Annotated in this window: 24 protein-coding genes; 9 read left to right on the forward strand and 15 right to left on the reverse strand. The window is 63.3% G+C overall.

What is annotated here, in order from left to right:
• Nucleotides 1–277 precede the first annotated feature (277 nt).
• The 3 genes from KW843_RS11625 (at nt 278) to KW843_RS11635 (ending at nt 2,190) form a co-directional block, all read left to right on the forward strand.
• Nucleotides 278–589 carry an HU family DNA-binding protein gene (locus KW843_RS11625; RefSeq protein WP_218295257.1) on the forward strand — a complete coding sequence of 104 codons (312 nt, stop codon included), beginning with the start codon at nt 278–280 and terminating at the stop codon, nt 587–589.
• A 145-nt stretch (nt 590–734) separates the two neighbouring features.
• Entirely contained in the window at nt 735–1,646 is a 912-nt protein-coding gene (locus KW843_RS11630) for a DMT family transporter (protein ID WP_218295258.1), read from the forward strand.
• Between the two features lie 100 nt (nt 1,647–1,746).
• Nucleotides 1,747–2,190: a DNA-binding transcriptional regulator gene (locus KW843_RS11635; RefSeq protein ID WP_218295259.1), complete on the forward strand. Its 444-nt coding sequence runs from the start codon at nt 1,747–1,749 to the stop codon at nt 2,188–2,190.
• 19 nt (nt 2,191–2,209) lie between these two features.
• Here the strand turns inward: KW843_RS11635 and KW843_RS11640 are convergent, their stop codons facing one another.
• Nucleotides 2,210–2,929, reverse strand: a complete 720-nt coding sequence (locus KW843_RS11640; RefSeq protein WP_255594675.1) for an META and DUF4377 domain-containing protein — start codon at nt 2,927–2,929, stop codon at nt 2,210–2,212.
• Nucleotides 2,930–3,352: 423 nt separating this feature from the next.
• On the opposite strand from KW843_RS11640, the gene KW843_RS11645 reads away from it, so the two are divergent.
• On the forward strand, nt 3,353–4,300 hold the full coding sequence (locus KW843_RS11645) for a helix-turn-helix domain-containing protein (protein WP_218295261.1): 948 nt from the start codon (nt 3,353–3,355) through the stop codon (nt 4,298–4,300).
• A 146-nt stretch (nt 4,301–4,446) separates the two neighbouring features.
• Nucleotides 4,447–5,631 carry a serine hydrolase gene (locus KW843_RS11650; RefSeq protein WP_255594676.1) on the forward strand — a complete coding sequence of 395 codons (1,185 nt, stop codon included), beginning with the start codon at nt 4,447–4,449 and terminating at the stop codon, nt 5,629–5,631.
• Nucleotides 5,632–5,930: 299 nt separating this feature from the next.
• Here the strand turns inward: KW843_RS11650 and KW843_RS11655 are convergent, their stop codons facing one another.
• Nucleotides 5,931–6,599, reverse strand: coding sequence for a metalloregulator ArsR/SmtB family transcription factor (locus KW843_RS11655; protein ID WP_218295262.1), 669 nt, complete (start codon nt 6,597–6,599; stop codon nt 5,931–5,933).
• A 69-nt stretch (nt 6,600–6,668) separates the two neighbouring features.
• Between KW843_RS11655 and KW843_RS11660 the strand changes: the two genes are divergently transcribed.
• Both KW843_RS11660 and KW843_RS11665 read left to right on the forward strand, forming a co-directional pair.
• A complete protein-coding gene (locus tag KW843_RS11660) occupies nt 6,669–8,120 on the forward strand; it encodes an MFS transporter (RefSeq protein WP_218295263.1) in 1,452 nt (483 codons plus the stop codon).
• An 11-nt stretch (nt 8,121–8,131) separates the two neighbouring features.
• Nucleotides 8,132–8,605, forward strand: coding sequence for a DUF2165 family protein (locus tag KW843_RS11665; protein ID WP_255594677.1), 474 nt, complete (start codon nt 8,132–8,134; stop codon nt 8,603–8,605).
• A gap of 1,002 nt (nt 8,606–9,607) precedes the next feature.
• Here KW843_RS11665 and KW843_RS11670 read toward each other — a convergent pair.
• From KW843_RS11670 to KW843_RS11680, 3 genes are all read right to left on the reverse strand, one after another.
• A complete protein-coding gene (locus KW843_RS11670; RefSeq protein WP_218295265.1) occupies nt 9,608–10,285 on the reverse strand; it encodes an IPTL-CTERM sorting domain-containing protein in 678 nt (225 codons plus the stop codon).
• Nucleotides 10,286–10,300: 15 nt separating this feature from the next.
• On the reverse strand, nt 10,301–10,981 hold the full coding sequence (locus KW843_RS11675) for a hypothetical protein (RefSeq protein ID WP_218295266.1): 681 nt from the start codon (nt 10,979–10,981) through the stop codon (nt 10,301–10,303).
• A 66-nt stretch (nt 10,982–11,047) separates the two neighbouring features.
• Entirely contained in the window at nt 11,048–12,364 is a 1,317-nt protein-coding gene (locus KW843_RS11680; RefSeq protein ID WP_218295267.1) for a choice-of-anchor Q domain-containing protein, read from the reverse strand.
• A 193-nt stretch (nt 12,365–12,557) separates the two neighbouring features.
• On the opposite strand from KW843_RS11680, the gene KW843_RS11685 reads away from it, so the two are divergent.
• Nucleotides 12,558–13,646, forward strand: a complete 1,089-nt coding sequence (locus KW843_RS11685; RefSeq protein ID WP_255594678.1) for a helix-turn-helix transcriptional regulator — start codon at nt 12,558–12,560, stop codon at nt 13,644–13,646.
• Between the two features lie 464 nt (nt 13,647–14,110).
• Here KW843_RS11685 and KW843_RS11690 read toward each other — a convergent pair whose 3' ends face one another.
• From KW843_RS11690 to KW843_RS11735, 10 genes are all read right to left on the reverse strand, one after another.
• Nucleotides 14,111–14,416: a Dabb family protein gene (locus tag KW843_RS11690; protein WP_218295268.1), complete on the reverse strand. Its 306-nt coding sequence runs from the start codon at nt 14,414–14,416 to the stop codon at nt 14,111–14,113.
• A gap of 73 nt (nt 14,417–14,489) precedes the next feature.
• Nucleotides 14,490–15,269 (reverse strand): SDR family NAD(P)-dependent oxidoreductase, encoded by a 780-nt coding sequence (locus KW843_RS11695; RefSeq protein WP_218295269.1) that lies wholly within the window; start codon nt 15,267–15,269, stop codon nt 14,490–14,492.
• A 15-nt stretch (nt 15,270–15,284) separates the two neighbouring features.
• Nucleotides 15,285–16,061 (reverse strand): SDR family oxidoreductase, encoded by a 777-nt coding sequence (locus tag KW843_RS11700; RefSeq protein WP_218295270.1) that lies wholly within the window; start codon nt 16,059–16,061, stop codon nt 15,285–15,287.
• 24 nt (nt 16,062–16,085) lie between these two features.
• Nucleotides 16,086–16,376 (reverse strand): hypothetical protein, encoded by a 291-nt coding sequence (locus KW843_RS11705; RefSeq protein WP_218295271.1) that lies wholly within the window; start codon nt 16,374–16,376, stop codon nt 16,086–16,088.
• Nucleotides 16,377–16,404: 28 nt separating this feature from the next.
• Nucleotides 16,405–17,442 (reverse strand): TRAP transporter substrate-binding protein, encoded by a 1,038-nt coding sequence (locus KW843_RS11710; RefSeq protein ID WP_369643921.1) that lies wholly within the window; start codon nt 17,440–17,442, stop codon nt 16,405–16,407.
• A 46-nt stretch (nt 17,443–17,488) separates the two neighbouring features.
• Nucleotides 17,489–17,890 carry a cupin domain-containing protein gene (locus KW843_RS11715; protein ID WP_218295272.1) on the reverse strand — a complete coding sequence of 134 codons (402 nt, stop codon included), beginning with the start codon at nt 17,888–17,890 and terminating at the stop codon, nt 17,489–17,491.
• A 64-nt stretch (nt 17,891–17,954) separates the two neighbouring features.
• On the reverse strand, nt 17,955–18,869 hold the full coding sequence (locus KW843_RS11720) for a fumarylacetoacetate hydrolase family protein (RefSeq protein ID WP_218295273.1): 915 nt from the start codon (nt 18,867–18,869) through the stop codon (nt 17,955–17,957).
• Entirely contained in the window at nt 18,866–19,567 is a 702-nt protein-coding gene (locus tag KW843_RS11725) for a GntR family transcriptional regulator (protein ID WP_218295274.1), read from the reverse strand. Before KW843_RS11725 ends, KW843_RS11720 begins: the two co-directional genes overlap by 4 nt.
• Nucleotides 19,568–19,583: 16 nt before the next feature.
• On the reverse strand, nt 19,584–20,864 hold the full coding sequence (locus KW843_RS11730) for a TRAP transporter large permease subunit (protein ID WP_218295275.1): 1,281 nt from the start codon (nt 20,862–20,864) through the stop codon (nt 19,584–19,586).
• 26 nt (nt 20,865–20,890) lie between these two features.
• Nucleotides 20,891–21,448: a TRAP transporter small permease gene (locus tag KW843_RS11735; protein WP_218295276.1), complete on the reverse strand. Its 558-nt coding sequence runs from the start codon at nt 21,446–21,448 to the stop codon at nt 20,891–20,893.
• A 716-nt stretch (nt 21,449–22,164) separates the two neighbouring features.
• Between KW843_RS11735 and KW843_RS27000 the strand changes: the two genes are divergently transcribed.
• Nucleotides 22,165–22,275, forward strand: a complete 111-nt coding sequence (locus tag KW843_RS27000) for a hypothetical protein (protein WP_370628488.1) — start codon at nt 22,165–22,167, stop codon at nt 22,273–22,275.
• The last annotated feature ends 144 nt before the right edge of the window (nt 22,276–22,419 follow it).

Consider the following 22,419-nt stretch of genomic DNA (forward strand, 5'->3'; position numbering starts at 1 on the left):
GGCCAGGCAGACCGGGCTCCCTGTGGGCTCTCTGTGGGCGCCTTTTCTTTTTGCCTGGAGGGAAGCGGGTGTGCAGGCAGCCGCAAATCTGCGCGGATCCCGCTCAAGAGGGCTGGGAGGGGAAGACGGCCAACCAACCGATCAGCGGTCAAGCGCTGGCCGAGAGGACCGGGGTGGAGTGCTTGCCAAAGGTGCCTCCCCGCACCGAGCGACGGCGCTCCGGGTGTCTGCGCTATAACTCGACTTTCCCCATCTCTTTGCATCGAGAGCCACCACCATGAACCGCGCCGAACTCGTTGACATCCTGGCCTCCAGGAACAACCTGTCCAAGACCGCTGCCAATGCGGTGCTGGAAACCCTGATCGAAGCCGTCCAGACTGCGGTCAAGAAGGGCGACGCCGTTCAACTGGTGGGCTTTGGCACCTTCAAGTCCGCCAAGCGCGCTGCGCGCACGGGCAAGAACCCATCGACCGGCGCGGCGCTGAAGATCCCTGCCAGCACGGTGCCCAAGTTCGTGCCCGGCGCCAGGTTCAAGGCGGTGGTGGATCCCAGGGCGGCCCAGCGCAAGGCTGAAAAGGCGGGCAAGTAGGCCTGCGTCCGTCGCGCTGGCCCGGGGCCGGCGCGGTCCTGTCTCTTCAGACGCCAGGAGTTTTGCGCGCAGTGCGCGCAACCCTTGCGCTTCCTTGTGTTGTGTGTCGAGACGACCGGACTCCTTCCATCCTGTGCCCCTTCCGATGAAGCTTTCCGCATTCCAGTCCATCCGGCGCGAGACCGCAGGTCTTTGGCTGGGGGTGCTGGGCGTGGCGTTTTTTGGCATCACGCTGCCCGCCACGCGCCTGGCCACCGGCACGGCCGATGCGCCGCAGCTGTCCCCCTGGTTCGTCACGCTGGGGCGCGCCGCGCTTGCGGGCATGCTGTCCGTCCTGTTTCTCGCGCTCACCAGGCCGCCCTTGCCCACCCGGGTTCAGTGGAAGCCGCTCGGGATGGCGGTGCTGGGGAACCTGCTGGGATATCCCTTGCTGCTGGCCTATGCCCTGCGCACCGTGACGGCTGGCCATGCGGCAGTGATCACGGCCCTGCTGCCCCTGGTCACCTCGGTGTGTGCCGCCTTGGTGCTGCGCCAGCGCGCGCGCCCGGGGTTCTGGGTTTGTGCCTTGCTGGGCAGCGCGCTGGTGGTGGCGTTCTCGGCGCTGCGGGCGCACAGTGCTGGCGGCCATGGGTTGGGCTTCGAGGTCGCGGATCTGCTCCTGGTCGGGGGCGTCATTGCCGCCTCCGTGGGATATGTCTACGGGGCGCAGGTGACTCCTGCACTGGGTGCCGAGCGGGTGATCTGCTGGGTGTGCGTGATGGCCCTGCCGGTGACGTTGCCCGCCACTTTCCTGTTGTGGCCCGCGCAATCCGTGTCGGCGACTGCGTGGGCGGGATTCGTCTATGTGGGAGTGTTTTCCATGTGGGCCGGGTTCTTTGCCTGGTACCGTGGCTTGGCGCTGGGGGGTGCGCTGCGCGTGGGCCAGGTACAGCTCTTGCAGCCGTTCTTTGCCATTGCGGCATCCATACCGCTGCTCGGCGAACCGGTGGATGCCACCACGCTGGGGTTTGCGCTGGCGGTGGTGGCGACCGTGGTGGTGGGGCGAAGGTTTGCGTGACACGGTCGCTGCCAGATGCGTCCCGGGCCGCCGGTGCAAGCCGGTCATGTCGTCAGTGTCGCGCCCTGCGGGGTGCGTGCAGATCACGTACCATCCGCCCATGAATTCCTTCTCGAACGCATTCCGGGCCGAAGTCGTGCGCATGGCGCGCAAGGAGCTCAAGCCTGAGTTGCAGAGCATGCGCAAGGCGATCACGAACCACCGCTCGGAGATCGCTGCCCTGAAACGCGAAGTCAAGTCGCTCGCTTCGCAGCTCAAGGCTGCGAAGCGTCAGCCCCCGGTGGCGGAAGAAACCCCGCCTGTTGCCAAGAAGGCCATCGCACAGGGGTCGAAGGCGGAGTTCCACCCCGAGGTCGTCCGGCAGATGCGCGCCGCATTGGGCATCACCCAGGCGCAGATGGCGCAGTTGCTCGGTGCCTCGCAGTTGTCCGTGAGCCGGTGGGAGTCGGGCAAGGCGCGTCCTCGGGCCGCGCAGCTGGCGCGCATTGACGACCTCCGGAGCATGGGGCCGAAAAACGCCCGGCGAAAACTGGGGCACGCCTGAAGTCAGTCGAGAACCTGCCTCAGCGCACGGTCTCCGTCTCCACCACCATGTCCAGCACGTAGGCGTAGGCCGATGCATCGGCCGGCACGTTCTGGCGCTTGAACCGGTTCACGCGCAGCACCGTGCGGGTGCCGCTCTCGTGGGCAAAGCCCTGGATCTCGTCGTAAAACAGGCTCCATGGGCCTTCCGACTGCTTCACGCCGTCAGCGGAATAGCGGATCTCGCGCACGCGCAGGCATTGAGCGCCCTTCATCACGCCGTGGCTGCAGGCCGCCCGCTGGGGCGCGACCTCCAGGAACAGTCGTTCGCCTGCGCTGCCGTACAGTGTCTGCGGCGTGGGCGTGCCCGCCAGCTCCCAGCGGCTGCCGTCGCCAAAGTGCAGGACCATGCGCGGCTGTGATGCCCCGCCGGGCAGCAGATCCAGGCGCTGGGCACCCGGCAGCTGGGCCAGCACCTGCTGCTCCAGGGCCATCAGCGCGCTGTCGGGGCAGGCGCGCAGCGTGCTGGTGGGACGCGCCAGCTGGATGCGATGGCCGTCGAGCTGGTATGCGGCTCCCACGGCATTGCAGAGGTTGCGCACCAGAAGCTGCCCCTTGTCGAACTGCAGCCGGACGGGCGCGCGGCCGTCCAGGCGCCAGTAGGCGGCCGCCCGCCCCTGGCTGTCCACCGCGGACGTCACATCCCACACATGGGACTGCACTGCGCCCGGCAGGCTGGCAGGCGGAAAAGGCTCTGGCATGGGTGCTTTTGGAGGTGGTGCAACCGTGGCACACGCCGACAGCAGCAGGGCTGCAGCGAAGGTGGTCGCAGCCCGAAGGGGTAGCCAGGGGTGATCAAGTCTCGTTGTCATTGCAAAGGGTTGATTTCTGATGGGTGGAGTGCCCGCACGCAAGCTGCGGGGCCGTGAACAGAGGCCATGCCAAGGGCGGCAAAGTACCTTCGATGCCCGCGCTTCCAATTGGTTCACGCCGGGGGGTGTCACGGCTTGCATGGCTTTGACCTGGTGGGCATCGGGAACACCTTTCGCGCCGCCCTGGCGCTGCTGCCAGCCGCCCGTCGCTTGACGGTCGGCCACGCCGACTCCTGGGCCCCACAACTTGCGCCAGGTGGCCAAGCCGGTGGGTGCCGCGTTATGCTTGCCCATCAATCGCCGAGGTCTGAGATGCGAAGCCTGAGCTCCTGGTCGTCGGAAAATCTGCCTGAATCCATGCGGTTGCGGGGCTGGCGCGATGCGCTGCATGCCGAAGTGCTGGAGATGGACGCCTTGCCGCTGCAGCGAGACGGTTTCTTCGGCAGCATTGAGCGCTGCACGCTTCACTGCATCCTGCCGCACCAAGCACGGGGTGCGCCGCAGAAGGTCCTGCGCTCCGCCGCAGAGATAGCCCGCGGCCCGCGCAATGCCTACTACCTGCTATCGCAGCCCCAGCTTCCATGGCGCGCCGTACACGTGGGCCGCACGAGCATTTTGCAGCCCGGGGATTCCATCCTCATCGACTCTCGCGAACCCTACGAGTTCGACTTTGGCGTTGGCCTGGACGACCTGTCGGTCGAACTGCCCATTGATTGGGTTGAACGGTGGCTGCCCGAGCCTTCGCGGCTCATTGGACGCCCGCTGCGGGGCGACGCTGGCTGGGGGCTGGCGCTGCGTGGCATCAAGGAAGCGTTGGTCCCTCGCGGCCTTGTGGATCGACCCTGCTCGCAGGACGAGTTGATCGAAGACCAGTTGGGAGGACTGCTGTCACTGCTGGACGATGTCGATGGTGCGCAGCGCCCCGCCATGCAGGTGGCCTACGAACGGTCCCTCCAGGTCATGCGCGCCCGTTTCATGCAGCCTGGGCTGACAGCGGCAGAGGTTGCAGCCGATGCCGGCTTGTCGCTGCGCACGCTGCACCGGGCGATGGCCGCGCAAGGCCAGGGATACCTGACCACGCTCATGACCCTGCGCGTGGAGGCGGCAGCGGGCTTGCTCGCTCAGCCGCGGTTTCGCCGGCTGGGGGTGGGCGAGATTGGCCGGCGCTGCGGCTTCACCAATGCGTCGCATTTCGCTCGCCAGTTCCATCGGCAACGCCAGATGACGCCACAGGCTTTCCGGGCGCATGCATTGCGCTGACAAGGCAAGCCGTCGCTGGCACATGGCGGCCAGAGACCTGGCGTGATACGGCCAGCCGCAGCGCACTTCGTTTCCTAGACTTTCCTCGCTGACGCCCGCAATGCTGCGGCGTTGAAGCGAGTGACCAAAAATTCCCAGGAGACAACATGAACATGAAAAATGCGCTCGACGAAATTCTTGCCGACGGCGTGAAACGAGGTCACGCACCGGGCGTACTGGCTCTCGTAGCCGATCGGGACGGCATCCTGTACGAAGGAAGCGCCGGTGAGCGCCAGTTGGGAGGCGGTGCGGCCATGGGCCCCGACACGGTGTTGTGGATTGCTTCAATGACCAAAGCGATTACTTCGGTAGCCGCCATTCAGTGCGTCGAGCGCGGCCTGCTGGACCTCGATGCGCCAGCTTCCCGTGTGGTACCTGCCATTGGCGCGCTGGGGGTGTTGACCGGTTTTGACGCGCAAGGGCAACCGATCACCCGCCCGCCGAAGCGCCCGATCACGCTGCGGCATCTGCTTTCGCACAATTCCGGCTGCAGCTACGAGATCTGGAACCCCGACATGCAAAAAGTGCAGGCGGCGCTCGGCATCCCCGGAACCATCGACTGCCGCTTGAAGGCGCTGGAACTGCCTCTGGTGGCCGACCCGGGCGAGCGTTGGGAGTACGGCATAGGCATCGACTGGGCCGGCCGCATGGTCGAGGCCGTGACCGGCCTCACGCTGGGTGAGTTCATGCACCAGAACCTCTGGGGGCCGCTGGGCATGACCAGCACGGGCTTCCATATCACGCCCGACATGCGCCAGCGCCTTGCCGGCGTACACCTGCGCGGCGAAGACGGCGCCTTTGCCCCCTTCCCTTTCGAGATCACTCAGGAGCCCGAGTTCCACATGGGAGGTGGCGCGCTCTACAGCACCGCAGGCAACTATGCCCGCTTCATGCGCATGGTGCTCAACCTCGGCCAACTAGACGGCGAGCGTGTACTGAAGCCGGAGACGGTGGTCAGCCACCTGATGCTCAACCAGATCGGCAACGCGCGAGTGAGCCTGCTCAAGGCTGCCATCGCGCTGACCGCTGACGCGGAGTTCTTCCCGGGCCTGCGAAAAACCTGGAGCTTGGCATTCCAGATCAATGAAGAGGAAGCCCCTACGGGCCGCCCCGCAGGCAGCCTCTCGTGGGCCGGCCTGGCCAACAGTTTCTTCTGGATCGATCCGCACACCGGCATCGCCGGACTGCTGGCGACCCAGACCTTCCCTTTCGCGGATGCAAGGGTCATGGATCTGTTGTACGCCTACGAGAAAGGCGTCTACGACGCCCTGCGCCGGACAAGGAAGGGATAACGGACAAGGTCATACCGCCAGCGCCACTCAACGGTGGCGCTGGCCAAGTAGGCAAACAGCAAACAGGAAATGCATGCCGCCGTTGGGAAGGAGCAAGGAGCAGGCGGCATGCACCAGGCCGAAACTGAAAAATCCACCCCTGCCGACGAGCCGCCGAGGCCAAGTCTTCGGCTGTGCTTTTTTTGGGTCGGCCCTCAATGGCAGCCACCGGGAAAAGCAGCCCGTGGACTGCCAGGCTTTCACGACCACACTCCACCTGCAGCAGGCCGATCTCACCTTTGCAGGTGTCTTGAGAGCGCTCAGGACTGGCGGTTGACGGCAACGATGCGGTACACGCAACGCGTCGCGCCCGCCAACAGATGTTGCTCACGACTGACTCTGGCATCCGCACCAGCGACTTCCTGGAATAGCTGCAGTTCCGAACGGCAAAAACCCTGGCAGGTGCGCGCGGCGATGCAGATCGGGCAGTGGTCCTCGATCAACAGCCAGCCGCTCCGGTCACGTTCGACACGCGCCATGTAGCCTTCTTCGGTACGAACGGTGGCGAGCTGTTCAAGCCGCTCCTTCAGGGTCCGGCCTTTGCAGACCTGCAAATACGTGGCCCGCGCCTCGGCTTCGCGCTGCGCGATCAGACGGTCCATCCCTTCTTCGCCAAACAACGCGCGCACCGACCCGATCATCTGTACGGCCAGCTGCGCATGCGTGTCCGGGAACCGGCCGTTGCCGGCCTCGGTCAGCACCCAGTTCTGGCGCGGGCGCCCCACGCCAGGCAGCGCTTCCTGCCGCCCCTCGATCCATCCAGACGCCACCAGTTTCTGGACTTGCTGCCGGGCCGCCTCCGGCGTCAGGTCCATCGCCGTCGCAAGCATGGCAGTGGATGCGGCGCCCTTGGACTTGATGAAAAAAAGGATGCGATCCGCCGTCGGCAGATCTGCCTTATTTTCAAAGTTTTTACTTGTATAAAGCATGGCGCCCACTTAATATGCAAGGAATTACTTGGATTTTAAGCCATCCCGTTTTCCCCTCTCCGTGAATCCATGAGTTCTCCTGTGTCCCCTTCCCTTTCTCCTTCTGTTTCAACGGCCACCTGGAGCGACTTGTTCACCGGCACGAATGGCTGGCTCGCCCTGGCCCTCACCGGTGGCGTGGCGCTGCATGCCGTCAACGTGCACATCGTGACCACTGTATTGCCGTCGGTGGTCCGGGACATCGGAGGGCTGGACTGGTACGCCTGGAGCACCACTCTCTTTGTGGTGGCCTCCATCCTGGGGGCCGTGCTGTCGGTTCGGCTGCTCGGTGTAGCGGGGCCCCGCGACGCCTGCATGGCGGCGTTGGCGGTGTTCGCGCTCGGCTCGGCCATCTGCGCCGGTGCGCCGTCCATACCGTGGATGCTGGCCGGGCGCAGCGTGCAGGGCCTGGGAGGCGGCACACTGGCCGCGTTGAGCTATGCGCTGATACGGATCGTTTTCGCGCCTGCGCTGTGGCCGCGCGCGGTGGCCCTGGTGTCCGGCATGTGGGGCGTGGCCACCCTGTGCGGGCCGGCCGTGGGCGGCCTGTTCGCGCAGGCGGGACATTGGCGATGGGCGTTCTGGACCCTGTTACCCGTGGCGCTGCTACAGGCGCTGCTGGCCGCCCTGAAGCTGCGTCCTGCACGCACCCAGGCCGCGGCCGTCCCTGCGCGGGCGGGCATCCCTTTGGCCCAGGTCGTGTTGCTGATGGCATCGGTGATGGTGGTCGCCGTGGGCGGCCTCTCGTCGGCACTGATGGTGCAGGGGGCGGGTGTCGCAGCGGGGCTGGCGTTGGGCGCCGCGGCGATTGCATGGGATCGCCGGGCATCCGTGCGCTTGCTGCCTTCGGGCGCCACGCGGCTGCGCTCACCTTTGGGAGCGGTCTATGCGAGCATCGCCTTGCTGCTGATCGGCACCACCACCGAGATCTTCGTGCCCTACTTTCTGCAGGTGCTGCAGGGCCTGACGCCACTGGCCGCGGGCTACCTCACCGCCGCCATGGCAGCCGGCTGGAGTGTGAGCTCGCTGGTGTCTTCGGGATGTACCGGAGCCCGCGCCGAGCGCCTGCAGCGCGCGGGACCGATGCTGTGCGCGGCTGCCCTGCTGGCCCTGGCGGTGCTGGTGCCTGCCGGCGCCGGTCTGCCGGCGAGCGCAGGAATGGCGCTTTGCGGTGTGGCGTTGGCAGGCGTCGGCGCCGGCGTGGGCATGGGCTGGCCGCACCTGGTCACCCGCCTGCTGACACTCGCTCCGCCCGGTGAAACCGACACGGCGTCGGCCGCCATCACGACGGTACAGCTCTATGGCATGGCGATCGGGGCGGCGATGGCAGGGCTTGTGGCCAATGCAGCGGGGCTCACCCGCCCAGGAGGCGCGGCGGGCGCACAGTCTGCCGCGCTGTGGCTGTTCGCTACCTTCGCGCTGCCGCCCGCAGTGGCCATACTGCTGGCGCGCCGGATCACCCGTCGGCAAGGAATTTCGTGATGGGGGCCGGTATGTCACAGGAGCTGTTCCTGGCGGTCCATGCCTTGGGCCTGGCGATCTGGCTGTCCATCAGCGTCATCAACAACTGCCACGCGCTTGGCGGCTCTACAGCTGCCATCGGCGCAACGATGTCGATGGCGCCGCTGAAGCAGCAGCCCGCGATCGACACGCCACTCTTTTCACGGGCCATCGATTCGCCCGCCGTTCACCGACTCGCGCTGCTGTGGGTGCTGGCGCTGCAGACCGTGGCGGCAGCCGCGTGCTGGGCGGGCTGCTGGCAACTGCTCGCCGTGGGCGACCTGGTCACCGCCCGGCCCTGGCTGAACCTGGCATTGAGCACCTTCGCTGCGTTCTTGTTGTCCATGCATCTCGGGGGGCTGTGGTTCGGCTATTGGATCCGGCAACAGAGCCTGCAACTGACCCACATCGCCCTGCTGATCTGGGTGGCTGCTGCCTTTGTTGTCTTCAATATGGCGTGGGCATAGGCGGGGCAGTGCCACGTGCTCCGCCCATCGGTGCCTGAAAACTGGGAAAGGCTCCCCAACAGAGTGCACGCCAGAAGCGGAGGTGACTGGCGGCCTGAAGGACGTTGAAGCGGTCGGGGGTACCTTACCGGAACCCCTGTCAAGTTCGCCACACCTCTGCCTCCACCCTGCCGACCTCTGGCCAGAACCCCTGGTACGTCGCCCAGCAGTTGGGACATGAAGACGTGGAGGTGTTCCGGACCTGCGGAAAGTTCATCCGCAAGGACTACCAGAAGCCCAAGGCCGAATTGCGCATTGTGGGAAGCGCCTGATCGGTGCGATTCGCGTGCGACTTCGGTGCGATTCTCAGCACCCTACGAAGACACTTCGGGGCAAAGAAAACCGCCACAGACTAGCGGTTTCCAGTGCGTGGCGGTGTCTTGGATGGGGCACGGGGGTACAAAACGATGGATGAGGGCAGCCGGCGGGGTACAGATTCCCCTATGGCGAACCCCCTTCTACAGAGGGAAGTGGGGGTACAAAAGCCCGATTTCACCAGCTTTCTGGGTTTGTACCGCCACTTGTACCCCCACTTTTGCTTGGCTGGGCATGGACGGCTGTAGACGGCCATGGTCTGCAAGTTGTTGATTCAGCAAAGAAAAAGGGCGTCCACTGGATTGGTGTGGACGCCCTTGGATGGGGTTATGGTGGGCTGGCGTCTACTGAATGATTTATGGAAACAGCTTATATAAGCCAACTTTCACGACACAAACCCGTCTTGTTCCCCGGCTTGTTCCCCGGTCTTTACATCCTTCATTTTGCTCACATTTCAAGCGTTTTGCGGAATCGAAGTTGATGGCATTTGGTCTGCGCGAAGCCTTGGCGCACTAGGTGAATTTGTTCGGGCGATCTCGAAAGACTCCTGCACAAAAAAAGGCGGGCTGTTGCCCGCAAAAGATGGAGTGAACTCACTAACGACTCAATAGCTGCTTACGCCCGCTGCATAGTTGCTTCAGCCTCTTTTTATGCAGAACGCTGCTTGCGCCACCGCCACGCGCCCACCCCCACCATCAGGGCGGACAGCAGCAGCAGCCCCCATTCGCCCAAGGTGGGCACGGCGTTGACGCCGCCCGGCGTGGGCGGTGTGGCGGAGAGTGCCCAGGTGCCGCCCGGTTCGCCGTCCCATTGGCTCGAATAGGCGTCGCCCGAGTCGATGTTTCCACACATCACGGCGCCCTGCACGGTGAGACCCGGTGGCGCGTTGCACAGTCCATTGTGGGCGCCTCCGTAGTGGATGTTCGTGAAGTCGATGTGGTCGCCCTGCGCATGCGGGGCGGGCGTTTGCCAGCGCTGCACGGCGACGGCGAGATCCAGCACCCCGCCCATGGTGGTGGCCGTGATGTAGGCCAGCGACACCTGCGGGTCGCTGCTGGCATAGGTGGTCAGTCCATCGGTAAACGAGAACGAAGTCACCTGCGCCGTGATGTCCTGGTTGCTGAGATTGTTCGGCAAAGGCGACGCCGTGGAGAACGAGCCTGCCTGCCCCATGGCCGTGGTGTAGGCGCCGCAATTGCCGGCAAGGCAGTTGGTGAAGTTGTGCAGGGCGGGGGCGGTGTAGGCCGGGCCCGTGTAGGTGTAGGTGGCGGCCCAGGCGCCGGCCTGGAGGAAGGCGGCAGCCAGCAGTGTGAGGGTTTTCTTCATGGAAGCGGGTGGGTTTTAAGAAGTGAGATTGCGCCGCCCGCGCAGGGCCAGGCCCAGCAGGCCGGCGGCGGTCAGCGCCAGGGCGAAGGGGTTGTCCACCGGCACGGACTGCACGCCAGCGGAGGGGCCTGGAGGCGCCAGGGCGCCTGGGTCGGCCCAACTGGTGTTGTCGTCCCAGGTGCCGTTGCCCTCGCTCTGGGTGCATGTGTCGCCACCCCCAGGCGCTGGGGCAGTGGTCAGGCAGATCACGTTGTGACGGCTGCGAGAGGTCGTGTTGACGTCGTCCAAGCGCATGTTGGCGCCGTTATGCGGCCCGGATTGCTGCCAACGCGTAGCGAGTATCTGCAGCTTGGTCAGTTGGCCTGCGGCATCGGTGGTGGCTTGGGCGAAGTTCAGCGTGACCAAGGGGTCGCCGCTGGCATAGGCGACCAGGCCGTCAAAAATCGAGAACGCTGTGATATTGCCCAGAGGGATGGAGTCACTCGTCATGTTGGGCGGGAGCGCCACGGTGGTGGTGATCGTGGCCGTCGGCCACATGGCGGTGCTGAAGTTGGCGCAATCGCCCGCGCCGCAAGGGGCGGTGAAGTTGTGCACAGTGGCCGAGTCATACAGGTTGCCGGTGTAGCTATAGGTGGCGGCCCAGGCGCCCGTGTGGGCGAATGCGGCCAGGGTGATGAGGGCTAGTTGTTTTTTCATGGCAAGAGGGTGTGGCAGAAAAAGTGCCACCAGCACTTATCTAGCAAGCGCAGAAAGCTATCTTTTTTATGAGTTCTTGCGCCGTCCACGCAAGGCAAGGCCCAGTAGACCGACGGCGGTCAGCGTCAAGGCAAAAGGGTTGTCCACGGGCACGGCCTGCACGTTGCCGCCACCCCCCCCCCCGGCCCAGATGCCCAGGGCCGACTCATAGGCCCCGATGTCGGCCCGCCCCATCTGCACACGTGCGGCGCCGCGTTGGTCAGTGGCGGGGATCACTCCGCTGGTGGGGCCTGCGTTGATGGCGGGGCTGCCCGCTTGCAGTGCGTGGATGGGGGCGATCAGGTTGTTGACGTAGGCCAGCGGCGCCAGCAGCGGGTTGGCGCTGGCGATGTCGCCCGCCGCGCCAAAGCCGCAGGTGGTGCCGCTATCGAGGTTGTTGCCGCCGGATTGCAGTTGGTCCGTCAGGTTCCAGCAATTGATGCCCACCGTCGGGTTGGCCACGATGCTGCCGCTGATCTGGGCAGGACCGACCGCTGCCAGTTGGGCACCGCCCGGCTGGGTGGCTGTGTTGGCAGCGATGGTGACAAAGCGGACGTCGGCAGTGCCGTTGGCCGTCACGCTGATGCCGCTGCCTTGTGGCGCCGTGTTGCCCGAGATAGTGGAGTTGACGAGGTGCAGCGTGCCGCCGACGCCGATGCCGCCCCCGCTGCCGGCAGGGCTGGCCACGGTGTTGTTGTCGATGGTGCTGCCGCTGATGTGCGCGGTGCCGCCGACGCGCACCATGACCCCGCCACCGGCAATACCAGCGGTGTTGCCGGTCACGACGCTGTCGATCAGGTGGAGTGTGGCCGTGTCGTGCACATAGATGCCTCCGCCCTGCTTGGTGGTGGAGCTCGCTGAACTGTTGCCTTGCACCCCCACCCGAGTGAGTGTGGCCGTTCCGCCCCCAACGACCAGGCCGCCCCCAAACGCCGAGCCCGCGCCGGTGCCGCCGATGATGGCGAGGTTGGTCAGGTTGACGGTGTGGTTGCCGGTGATTTGCAGCACCAGGCGGTCGCCGCCACCGTTGATGGCGGTGGCACCCGCGCTCACGCCCATGCCGTTGATGGTGAGGTCGCTGCTGATGGTGAGGAGGTTGTTTGCGGGCGCTTGCGTCAGCTCGTAGTTGCCCGAGTACAGGGTGATGGTGTCGGCGCCGGGCAGCGCGTTGGCCTCCTGTATGGCGGCGCGCAGCGAGCAGGTGCCCGCTACGCCCGTGCCGCAGATGCCGTCCCCTGGGGTGGGGTCGCTCAGGTCAGCGGCGGTATCGGCGACCAGGGTGGCGGCCTGCGCCCAGGCGCAGGCAGTGAGGGCGAGCAAAGCGGCGATGCATTGTTTTTTCATGTGATACGGGAGCAAAAACTTCTATCCCAAGCACTGTAGAAAATCTCATCCCCCGCCGCCACGCCCCTAGGGGGGTGAAGCTCATTGCATGCCAGCACCCCCTTGGGGGTGGGGCAAAAAAGTTATCCATGTGCTAAGTTGTTGCGTGCGCAGCGCATTGATACGTTGCGACGTACAACTAGATCGCGGCTCCATGTCTCTTCCCCGCATTCAGCAACAGGCCGTGGCGCGCCTGCAACAAATGGCCTGCCTGGATTTCAGCGGGCCGGAGCTTATCGAACCTGTGCTGCATGAACTGCATCGCTTGATCGGCTTTGATACAGGCGTGTACTTCCACCCCGATACCGACGGGGTGTGGGATGCGTATAGCGAACCCTCGGCCGCGCGCGAGTGGATGCACCTCTATTTCGATCCGCAGCTGAGAGCGTCGGAACTCAAGCTGGTGCGCTACAGCCTGCACGACTTCGCTGCCGCCATGCGCCACGAGCATGGAGTGCTATCGATGGAGCAGATCATCACCGTGCCGCGCCATGAGTTCATGCGCAGCGAGTTCTACAACGAGTTGGCGCGGCCGTGCGAGTGGCAAGACTTTCTGAGCCTGGTGCTGCGCACGCCGCAGAGCCAGGGCGTCGGCTCGCTCAAGCTGTGCCGCAAGCCTGGTGCACCCCGCTTCGCGCCTGAAGACGCCGCCATGCTCGGGCGGCTGGAACCTTGGCTGGCGCGCATCCTGCAGCCTGGCGAACTAGATCCGCAGGGCAGCGTATTGGTTGACAGTGCCATGCTGGTGGCCACGCCACAGGGCCGGCTGCTGTGGACGTCCCCCCAGGCAGACAAGTTGATGGCGTTAGCCTTTGGCTTGCGGTGGTATCAGCGCAACGAGCTGCCATGCGCGCTGCGGGTGTTGCTGGAGCGCCTGCGCTCCGTGGTGAAAGGTGCCGCGCCCGTACTGCCGCAGATGGACCTCCATAACGCCAGCGGCTTGTTCTCGCTGCGCGCCACACAGATGGCCGACGTCAAGGGCGAAGACCGGGCGGTGGGCATCCACATCGCGCAGCGGGTACAGCGCGTGACGCAACTGCTGCCCGCGCTGCGTGCGCTTGGGTTACCGCAGCGCCAGCACGAGTTGGCCTACTGGCTGGCACGCGGCCTGCCCGAAGATCAGATCGCTGCGCACATGGGTATCAGCACCCACACTACTACGTCCTATCGACGCCAGATCTATGACCGACTACGTGTCCACAATCGCCAGGAGCTGCAGGCACTCTTGTTTACGCTGCATTGAAGCCCGGCGAAGGGGGATTTGACCTCACGTTTTTCGGCGCAATGCAGTCATCGAAAGATAGGACCGGGCTCTCCGCCGACGGACCCTCTCGGATGCCGACCACCAGCTCCGCGTGCGGTCCGCAATGCGCTGTCTCTCCCGGACTCCAACGATCAGTTCTAACAGCTTGCGAGATCAATTGAGGCCGCCATGGCGGCCACGTTGCACTAGGATCTCCCGTGCATAGCCAGACCGCGAGAAATCCGACCGAGCAGGCTCTGAAGGATCAGGCCCGCACTGTCGTGCCGAGTCTCGAATTGCTGACTACGCTCCCGTGAACTGAATATCGTCGGCCAAATTATTTGCCTTCGCCCAGAGCTGGGCGTCTTTTTTCTGTGTAAATAGCAGCAGCGGAAACAGGCGTAACTTGCCCTCTATGGCCGCCACAGCTGGGCAGAAGTTCGTATGCCAGGTACTACCTAGGACTATTGCAATTGCAGGGGCGCTGCGCCATCGAAAACCACAAGTCGCTGGATGTATGGCCCCATATAGGTCTTCATTTCCACATGGGCCGGACTGGCCTGGTAAGCGTCGTGCGCGGGGCGGCCCTTGAACGCAGACACCACCGCATGGGTGTAGCCATCGGATCGAGCTGCTTCATTGGCGCCAAAGTGGTAGGTCAGCACATCCGCGCATTCTTGGCGAATCCGCACGGCATAGGCCTCCACTTTGTGGAAAAACTCGGGGCCGGCATCGGGAATGAACTCCATCATGACGAGGTGCATGTACATGGGCAGGGATCTTTCTGATTCGTGGGGATGCACGGTGCATCACACAATGGGTAGAGACAAATGGACTGCGGTCCTACATGCGGGCCAACATTCCTCCGTCGATGGCGAGAACATGCCCATTGACAAACGAGCCGGCATTCGACGCCAGATACACCACGGCAGGTGCGATGTCGTCGGGCTCTGCCCATCGACCTATTGGCACGGCGCTCTGCAGGAAGCTGTCAAAACCTTCGCGCTCCTGCAGACCCTGCGTGAACTGGGTGCGCACGAAGCCCGGAGCCAGCGCATTGCTGTTGACGCCAGCGCTGCCGTACTCCACCGCCAACGCGCGGGTGAATGCGGCGATAGCACCCTTGGCCGAAGCGTAGGCTGCGATACCGGGCATACACGCTTGGCCGGCTACGGAAGACATCAAAATGATCCGGCCAAAGCCCTTGCGCGTCATATGCGGCAACACCGCGTGGGCGCAATTGAAGGCGCCGTTCACATGCACATCGAACAGCGACTGCCACTGCACAAGCGTCATCTCGGTCACCAACTTGCGGTTCTGGTTTCCGGCATTGCTGACCATGATGTCGGGCGCCCAGCCGTCGAAGGCCAGTGTGTCAATGGCCTGGCCCACCGCCTCGGCCTGGGATACGTCGAACACAGCATGACGCGCTTCCACGCCTTCTACCGTCAGCAAGCGCACGGCCTCTTCGCAGCGGCCTGCGTCCAGGTCATTGACCACGATGCGTGCTCCCGCTTGCCCCAGGTGGCGGGCGATGGCCAGGCCCAGGCCCGCAGCACTGCCTGTCACACAGGCCACGCGGCCCTGTAAGCCAAAGTTTTTTTCAAAATAGGTCTTTGCCATGTGGATTGCTTTCTTTCAACGCAAGGATTGGATGCCGGCACAAACGTTCAGGCTCTGGCCGGTAAAACTGCGCCCCGCTGAGGACGCGAGAAAAAGCGCAGTCTGTGCTACGTCAGCCAACTGCACCTTGCGGTGCAAGGCCACGTTAGCCAGGATTTCGGTGAGCATGTCGGCCTCACTGATCTGGCGCGCCTGCGCCTTGGCCGCCGTGACGTTCCGGGAGCGCTCGCTGTCCACGATGCCGGGTAGGATGGCGTTCACGGTGATGTCGTCGCCGCCCAGTTCCAGTGCAAGGCTTTGGGTCAGCCCAACGACTGCCCACTTGGATGCAGCATAGGGCGTACGCAGCGGGTACCCCAGGCGCCCGGCCACCGAACTGAGGTTGATGATGCTGGCGCGATGCGAGGTACGCAGCGCCGGAATCGCGCGGCGCACGCACAGGTACTGGCTGCGCAGATTGACCGCAATGGTCTCGTCCCATTGCTGCGGTTCGATTTCCTCGATACGCGCCGTGGGACCAGCAATGCCGGCATTGTTCACCAGTACATCCAAGCCGCCCAGCGTCGCCAAGGCGTGCGCAAACCAGGCATCCACCGCAGCGGGGTTGGACGCATCCGCAATCCAGCCGCCACCTCCCGGCAGCGAGGGCACGGCAGCTTCAATGGCAGACGCCGAGATGTCGCTGATTTGTACCCGAGCCCCTGCTTGCGCAAAGGCCTGGGCAATGGCCAGGCCAATGCCAGAAGCACCTGCGGTGATCATCACGCGCAGATCTTGAAACTGCATGTCCATATTCTGTTTCTCAGTGGTTGCTCTTCAGCGCATATAGGAACCGCCATTGACATCAAGCCTGGCGCCGCAGACCAAACTGGCACCTGATGAGCACAGGAAGGCCAGCAGCCAGGCGATCTCGTCCGGCGCGCCAATGCGTGGTGCCGGCACATTCTTCAGCGTGACCGGATCGGCCACTGCTACCACGGGGAGTTGCGACGGCACCCGGTGCCACCGCGTTCGCCTTTGCTTCTGGCGCGGTACGCCGTGCCAGCTCTGGGGCAGGAAAGCGACCGTGTTGAGGTCCGCTCGTCCTGTCAGGAAGCGACCGGGCATGGCCGGTCCGGGAGGCGCTATATCAGGTTCAGGGAGTCCTGCGGGCCTTCTCGATAGTGGCCATGGTCTTGTTGACCAAGTCGACACCCAGTTCCGGCTTGTACTTCTCGATCACTGATGCGGTAGCTTGCACCATGCGGGCGTGTTCGGCGGGCTCGATGGTATTGAACTTCATGCCGGCCTTGATAAGGTCCTTGACCACGTCTGCTTCCATTTTTCGGCTCACTTCACGGTGGTAGGTCTGGGCTTCCTTGCACGAGGATTCCAGTACGCCACGCTCGGCGGTGCTCAGGCGATCCCAAAACTTCTTGCTCACCAATACGACGGCAGGCAGATAGAAGTGGCGGGTTTCGGTCAGGTAGGTCTGGATGTCCTGATAGGAGCTGGACTTGGTGACCAGATAAGCGCTTTCCTGCCCGTCGATGGCCTTGGTTTCCAGCGCGGTGTAGGTTTCTGGGTAAGGCAGGGGCAAGGGCGTGGCACCCAGCGCCTTGAACACGTCGATGTACACGCGGTTCTGCAGTGTGCGCAGCTTCAGGTCACGGAAGTCTTCCAGGCGATTGATGGGATGCTTGCTGTTGGTAACCTGGCGGAAACCGTAGTCCATGTAGCACAGGCCAATGAGGTTCTTTTCTGAGAACTTTTTGAGCAACGACTGGCCGACTTCCCCATCCACGACGGCATCGGCTTCCTTCTCGCTGCGGAAGATGAAAGGCAGGTCGAAAATGGCAAGCTCTTTCACGTTGCCGGCAGCGCCTGCGGTGGAGACCACCGACATCTCCAAGATACCGCCCTGGGCAGACGACATCGACTGGATCTCGTTGCCCAGCGTGGCGCCAGGGTAGCCAGTGACTTTGATCTTGCCCCCGGTCTTGGCGCCGACAATCTGGGCAAACTTGTCCACGGCCAAGCCGATCGGGTTGTCCTTGGCGACGGCGTAGCTGAACTTGATCTTGCGGTCCTGGATGTCCTGCGCATGAACTTGCATGCCGCCCATGGCGATCAGGCCGGTCGTGATGGCCAGGCCCAGGTTGCGGATACGGGGGGAAGTCTTTTGTGCTGTCACGTGTGTCTCCTAAAAAAATGGGGCCATCGAAAGGGGTCTACGTCAATTACTTCAGTTCCTGGCCGTCCAGTTCCCCACCCAGAAACTTGTTCGGCTTGAGGAAGAAACACAGCACTAGCGCACCCTTGGGCGAGCGGGCGACATGGCGATGGCCTCTGGGGCGCCAGGCGAAATTGCCTGCCATGTAGACACCATCGTCGTCTTCGAACTCACCTTCGAGCACATAGCTCTGCTCGATTTCCACGTGTTCATGCAACGCGAGCACCGTGCCGGGCTGCCAGCGAAACAATGCCGTTAGCAAGCCGGTGTCGTCGTCCTTCACCAGCACCTTCATATCGATGCCCGGCGTCGGGGTGGGCTTCCAGGGCAGGTCGTTCACCGCCACGTTGCGCGAATCAAGGGGGCCGTACTTTTCAGCGTTGGGCAGGAAAGGGGTCATCAAGGCCATGTTGTCTCCTCAGGAATAGCGGAAGTTGAATGGAACAGCTGCGCAGCGCAGCTATTGAGGCGTGCTAGGCGACGACGGTATTGGTCAGCTCGCCAATCCCCTCGATACGTGCTCGCACGGTCTGGCCTACCTGGAGGCACCGCTGCGGGCGCTGGGCAAAACCAACACCTTTGGGGGTGCCGGTAGCGATGACGTCCCCTGGCAACAACGTCATGCCCGCCGACAGCTGCGCGATGACGGTGGCCACGTTGAATATCATGGAGTTGGTGTTGTCGTTCTGACGCTCTTCGCCGTCGACTTCCAGCACCAAGTTCAGGTTGTCTGGATTCTCGACGGCGCTGGCATGCGCGACCACGGGGCCAAGCGGGCAGCTGGTGTCCAAGCTTTTGCCCTTGAACCATTGCCCATGCAGGCGCTGCAGGTCGCGCGCTGTTACATCGTTCAGGATGGTGTAGCCGAACACATATTCGTGCGCCTTCTCCACAGGGATGTCGCGCCCACCCTTGCCGATGACGATGGCCAGCTCTACCTCGTAGTCGAGGCTATTGGTCAACTGGCCGTGGCGCAGTACACAGCCGCGGTGCCCCACCAGGGCGGTGCGTGGTTTGGTGAAGAACTCGATGGCCTGCGGAAAGGCATCGGCCGGGCGGCCATTGGCCAAATTCCCTTCGATGATGTGCTCGCGGTAATTGCGGCCCACGTTGAAGATGTTGCGGCCGGTGAGCGCCACTGGCGGCAGGATGGTCGCGCTCGCATAGAGCACGGTGCTGGCGGTATTGCCGCTGGCAAGGGCATCGCCGGCCGTCTGGATGGCCTGCTGCGCTAGCGCGACGGCAGCATCACCACCTGCGATGAGTTCATCCACCGATGCGGGCGCCGGCTGGACCGGCCATGCAGCTGTCAAGTCGAGGATGTGGGTATCTGCGATCACGGCGCCGAGTCGGACGCCATCACCGTGGAGGAAATTGAGGAACTTCATGTGGACTGCTTCTGTGGGGAAATACTTTGCACGACTTGCTGCGAGCCTCCTTGTTCAACGGCCACAAGCAGTGCGCGCACATGGGCTCGTGCCAGGGCTTCGGCTAGGTCGGCATCTCGCCGCTCGATGGCATCGATGATTTCAAGGTGCTCGCGCAGAGAATCGGCGCTGCGGTGCAGGCGAGCGATGGTCTGGCGGCGGTAACTGGTCTGAGGGTGGCCGAAAGACGCCCACACACGTTCGAGCAGATGGTTGTTGGCCAGCCGAATGACCTCTACGTGGAAGGCCACATTGGCTTGGGAATACTGGGCCGCCTTGGCTTCGGCCACTCCCGGCTCCAGGAAGGGCTCGAAAATGGCGCGCAGTGCTATCACGTCACGCTGCGATGCGTTCAGCGTTGCCTCGCGCGCGGCGAATCCTTCTAGCTGCTCACGCAGCTGCAGCCATTCGCGGTAGTCACGATCGCTCACCGGTTGCAGCAGCGCACCACGCCCCGGGCGCAGGCTGATGACTCCGGTGCTGTCGAGCCGAATCAGCGCTTCACGCACTGGCGTGCGGCTCACCCCTAGTTGGTTGGCCAGGTCTTCTTCGCGCACGCGGACGGGCTCAGTAATGGCAGAGCGCAACTCATTGAGGTGCGCGCTCACGGCCTCGAACACGCCAGCAGTCGTGGACTTTGGGGAAAGCTTGGTATTCATTGCAGATCCCTCAGAATCACTTGGTCAGGAAGTTCAGAGGCACCATCACGATCGAGGGGAACAGCACCAGCAGGAACATGACGATGAACTGGGCGATCATGAATGGCACCACCCCCTTGGCCACATCGTCCAAGCGCATCCTGCCCACACCAGCCACCACGTTCAGCACCGAACCCACCGGCGGGGTGACCAAGCCAATGGCATTGTTCATGATGAAAAGCACACCGAAGTAGACCGGGTCGATACCAGCCTCTTTGATGACGGGCATGAGCACAGGAGTGAGGATCAGGATGGTGGGCATCATGTCCATGGCTGTTCCCACGACCATCACCAGCACCATGATTGCCACCAGCAGCAAAGTGGGGTTGTCCATAAAGGGCTTGAGCATGCCGATCACTTGGTCTGGAATGTCGGCTACGGTGATCAGCCATGCCGAGACCATGGACGCTGCCACCAGGAACATGATCACCGCGGTGATCTTCGATGCCGAGACGAACACCGTGTACATCTGGCGCAGGCTGATCTCTCGATAGACCACTGTAGATACCAGCAACGCATACACCGCAGCCACTACGGCGGCCTCGGTGGGTGTGAACACGCCGAACTTCAGTCCGAAAAGCACGATGACAGGCAGACCCAGGGCCCATAGCGACCCCTTGAGCGCTTGGAGCTTCTCTTGCGTCGTGGACGCAGCGGGGAGATTCACGCTCTCGCGGGACGCCACCAGCCACCAGGCCACGGCGATGGCCACCCCCATCAGCAGGCCGGGCACGATACCCGCCATGAACAGCTTGCCGATGGACACGTTGGCCGCAACCCCGAACACCACGAAGCCGATGGAGGGGGGAATCACCGGCGCAATGATGCCGGCCGATGCGATCAAACCACCGGCCCGCGCCTTGTCGTGGCCTGCCTTGACCATCATAGGCAGTAAAAGAGCGGCCAGTGCTGCCGTATCGGCCACGGCCGAACCAGACAACGCTGCCATCAGGCAGGCCGCGATGATCGCAACGAATCCCAGGCCCCCACGCATGTGCCCGACCAGAGTGATAGCCAAGTGCACGATGCGCTTGGACAGACCGCCCACGTTCATGATCTCACCGGCCAGCATAAAGAACGGAACAGCCAGTAGCGGAAAGCTGTCGGCACCGTTGATCACGTTCTGCGCGAGGATCTGTGCGTCGAACAGATCCAGGTGGAACATCAGGGCCAAGCCCGAGAAGAGCAGCGCATAGGCGATGGGCATACCGATCGCCATGGCCGCCAGCAGCGCGCCTACAAAGATGAGCACCGTCATTTCCGTCTCCGATTTCTTATGAATGCTTACTTGCGCCTATCCACAGCGACGACGGATGGAGGCAGCACGAGATGTGCCGTTTCTTCGGATTCCTGCACCATCACCAGTTCAGCGTCTGAGAGCTTCCCGCTCACTGTCAGCCAGAACTGGTGCAGCAGGATGAGCAGCGTGGACACCGCGAACAAGACGCCCGCAAAGTAGAAGATGGAGACCGAGAGGCCACTGACAGGTGCCTCCGTTTCGCGATTCACCACCACCTGGCTCCAACTGCCGGTAAACATCAGCCAAGTGATGTAAAGCATGATGACTTGCACCGCCACCAAACAGAGTCGCTGCGCCCAGGCGGGCAATCGCACGACCACCATGTCCGTGCCCATGTGGCCGCGCTCGCGCATTACGACCACAGCGCCCATGAACACCATCCAGACAAACATCCAGCGGGAGATTTCCTCGGAGATCAGCCAGCCTGTGCTGAAGAAATAGCGCAACACCACGTTTCCGAATACCAGGACAACCATGGCGGCCATCAACAACGCACACACAGCTTCCAAGGCCTGGCAATAGGCATCCAACAAGCGATTCATGACCCATCCTTGGCAATCGGCCCAACACGCGAGGCCTCGACTGCCCGCAGTGCTTTTGAGCCATTCAGTATGCAATTCATAGTTTTGTATGCAAAATATAATTTTCGTGCACGGATTTTCATCGTGGATACATAAAACCGCTCTGGGGTTTACCCCAATGGAGAGCCAATGACCTATGGCGGACCTCGCCAACACAAATTGCTCGCGTCACGGAAGCAGGTTCGGAAACTTTCACTGGGCGTGTGAGCGCATTGAGCGCGGCGGGCGCTGAAGCGAACGCCCTGGGTGCATCTACCCCGCATGGGACGGTGGGGCCAGCGGTCGAGGTCATTGCGCAGCACATACCGGATGCCCCCTCTTGTCGAGGTGGCCTGCGCACGCCTAGCGCTCGAAGAAAACAGTGTGCTTTTCACAAAGCCCGCGCAAACGGAAAAAGATGCGGGCCTCACTACCGCCAAGGCAGCAGAGCAGTGCCTAGCGCTGACCGAGACCATCAATGCCCATCCAACTCAGCGGCCCCAGCTCGCTGATGGGCTTGCCAGTGCACCGTGGTCTGGCGGTGACACGTGCGGTGGCAAAGCTCTCGAATGGCGAAGGGCCGAGCATTGCACTACGCGCAGACCCAGTTGCGCTCAACATGCAGGAGCTTGGCCCCACTACACACATCCCAGTGCGCCGGAAAGATGCATGCCTGCGGACACGACGCCCATACCCCCATGCTGCTGGGCGCAGCAGCCTATCTGGCGCGCCACAAGCCCTTCAAAGGCACGGTCTACTTCAATTTCCCCGGGATGCCACGTGGACATTTTGGTATCCGTAGGCGCTAGCCCGCTTCGCGGCCCTGCTCCGCAAGAGCCTCTAACAACCCCAACTCGCAAAAAGCCGCAGCCAAAAACGCCGCGGCTTTTTTGGTTCGCGTGTTGCTCTGCCTTGCCGTGTTCTGGCATGCATGGACATGCGCAGGCTCCAGA

This window comes from Acidovorax sp. sif1233 (genome assembly GCF_019218755.1).
Taxonomy (GTDB): Bacteria; Pseudomonadota; Gammaproteobacteria; order Burkholderiales; family Burkholderiaceae_C; genus Acidovorax.

Coding starts and splice junctions, on each gene's coding strand:
- KW843_RS11700 (WP_218295270.1), bottom strand. CDS start 16,061: ATGGACATGCAGTTTCAAGATCTGCGCGTGATGATCACCGCAGGTGCT.
- KW843_RS11640 (WP_255594675.1), bottom strand. CDS start 2,929: ATGCCAGAGCCTTTTCCGCCTGCCAGCCTGCCGGGCGCAGTGCAGTCC.
- KW843_RS11705 (WP_218295271.1), bottom strand. CDS start 16,376: ATGCCCGGTCGCTTCCTGACAGGACGAGCGGACCTCAACACGGTCGCT.
- KW843_RS27000 (WP_370628488.1), top strand. CDS start 22,165: ATGCTGCTGGGCGCAGCAGCCTATCTGGCGCGCCACAAGCCCTTCAAA.
- KW843_RS11725 (WP_218295274.1), bottom strand. CDS start 19,567: ATGAATACCAAGCTTTCCCCAAAGTCCACGACTGCTGGCGTGTTCGAG.
- KW843_RS11695 (WP_218295269.1), bottom strand. CDS start 15,269: ATGGCAAAGACCTATTTTGAAAAAAACTTTGGCTTACAGGGCCGCGTG.
- KW843_RS11715 (WP_218295272.1), bottom strand. CDS start 17,890: ATGGCCTTGATGACCCCTTTCCTGCCCAACGCTGAAAAGTACGGCCCC.
- KW843_RS11735 (WP_218295276.1), bottom strand. CDS start 21,448: ATGAATCGCTTGTTGGATGCCTATTGCCAGGCCTTGGAAGCTGTGTGT.
- KW843_RS11625 (WP_218295257.1), top strand. CDS start 278: ATGAACCGCGCCGAACTCGTTGACATCCTGGCCTCCAGGAACAACCTG.
- KW843_RS11630 (WP_218295258.1), top strand. CDS start 735: ATGAAGCTTTCCGCATTCCAGTCCATCCGGCGCGAGACCGCAGGTCTT.
- KW843_RS11660 (WP_218295263.1), top strand. CDS start 6,669: ATGAGTTCTCCTGTGTCCCCTTCCCTTTCTCCTTCTGTTTCAACGGCC.
- KW843_RS11670 (WP_218295265.1), bottom strand. CDS start 10,285: ATGAAGAAAACCCTCACACTGCTGGCTGCCGCCTTCCTCCAGGCCGGC.
- KW843_RS11690 (WP_218295268.1), bottom strand. CDS start 14,416: ATGTACATGCACCTCGTCATGATGGAGTTCATTCCCGATGCCGGCCCC.
- KW843_RS11655 (WP_218295262.1), bottom strand. CDS start 6,599: ATGCTTTATACAAGTAAAAACTTTGAAAATAAGGCAGATCTGCCGACG.
- KW843_RS11720 (WP_218295273.1), bottom strand. CDS start 18,869: ATGAAGTTCCTCAATTTCCTCCACGGTGATGGCGTCCGACTCGGCGCC.
- KW843_RS11685 (WP_255594678.1), top strand. CDS start 12,558: ATGTCTCTTCCCCGCATTCAGCAACAGGCCGTGGCGCGCCTGCAACAA.
- KW843_RS11730 (WP_218295275.1), bottom strand. CDS start 20,864: ATGACGGTGCTCATCTTTGTAGGCGCGCTGCTGGCGGCCATGGCGATC.
- KW843_RS11645 (WP_218295261.1), top strand. CDS start 3,353: ATGCGAAGCCTGAGCTCCTGGTCGTCGGAAAATCTGCCTGAATCCATG.
- KW843_RS11675 (WP_218295266.1), bottom strand. CDS start 10,981: ATGAAAAAACAACTAGCCCTCATCACCCTGGCCGCATTCGCCCACACG.
- KW843_RS11665 (WP_255594677.1), top strand. CDS start 8,132: ATGTCACAGGAGCTGTTCCTGGCGGTCCATGCCTTGGGCCTGGCGATC.
- KW843_RS11680 (WP_218295267.1), bottom strand. CDS start 12,364: ATGAAAAAACAATGCATCGCCGCTTTGCTCGCCCTCACTGCCTGCGCC.
- KW843_RS11650 (WP_255594676.1), top strand. CDS start 4,447: ATGAACATGAAAAATGCGCTCGACGAAATTCTTGCCGACGGCGTGAAA.
- KW843_RS11635 (WP_218295259.1), top strand. CDS start 1,747: ATGAATTCCTTCTCGAACGCATTCCGGGCCGAAGTCGTGCGCATGGCG.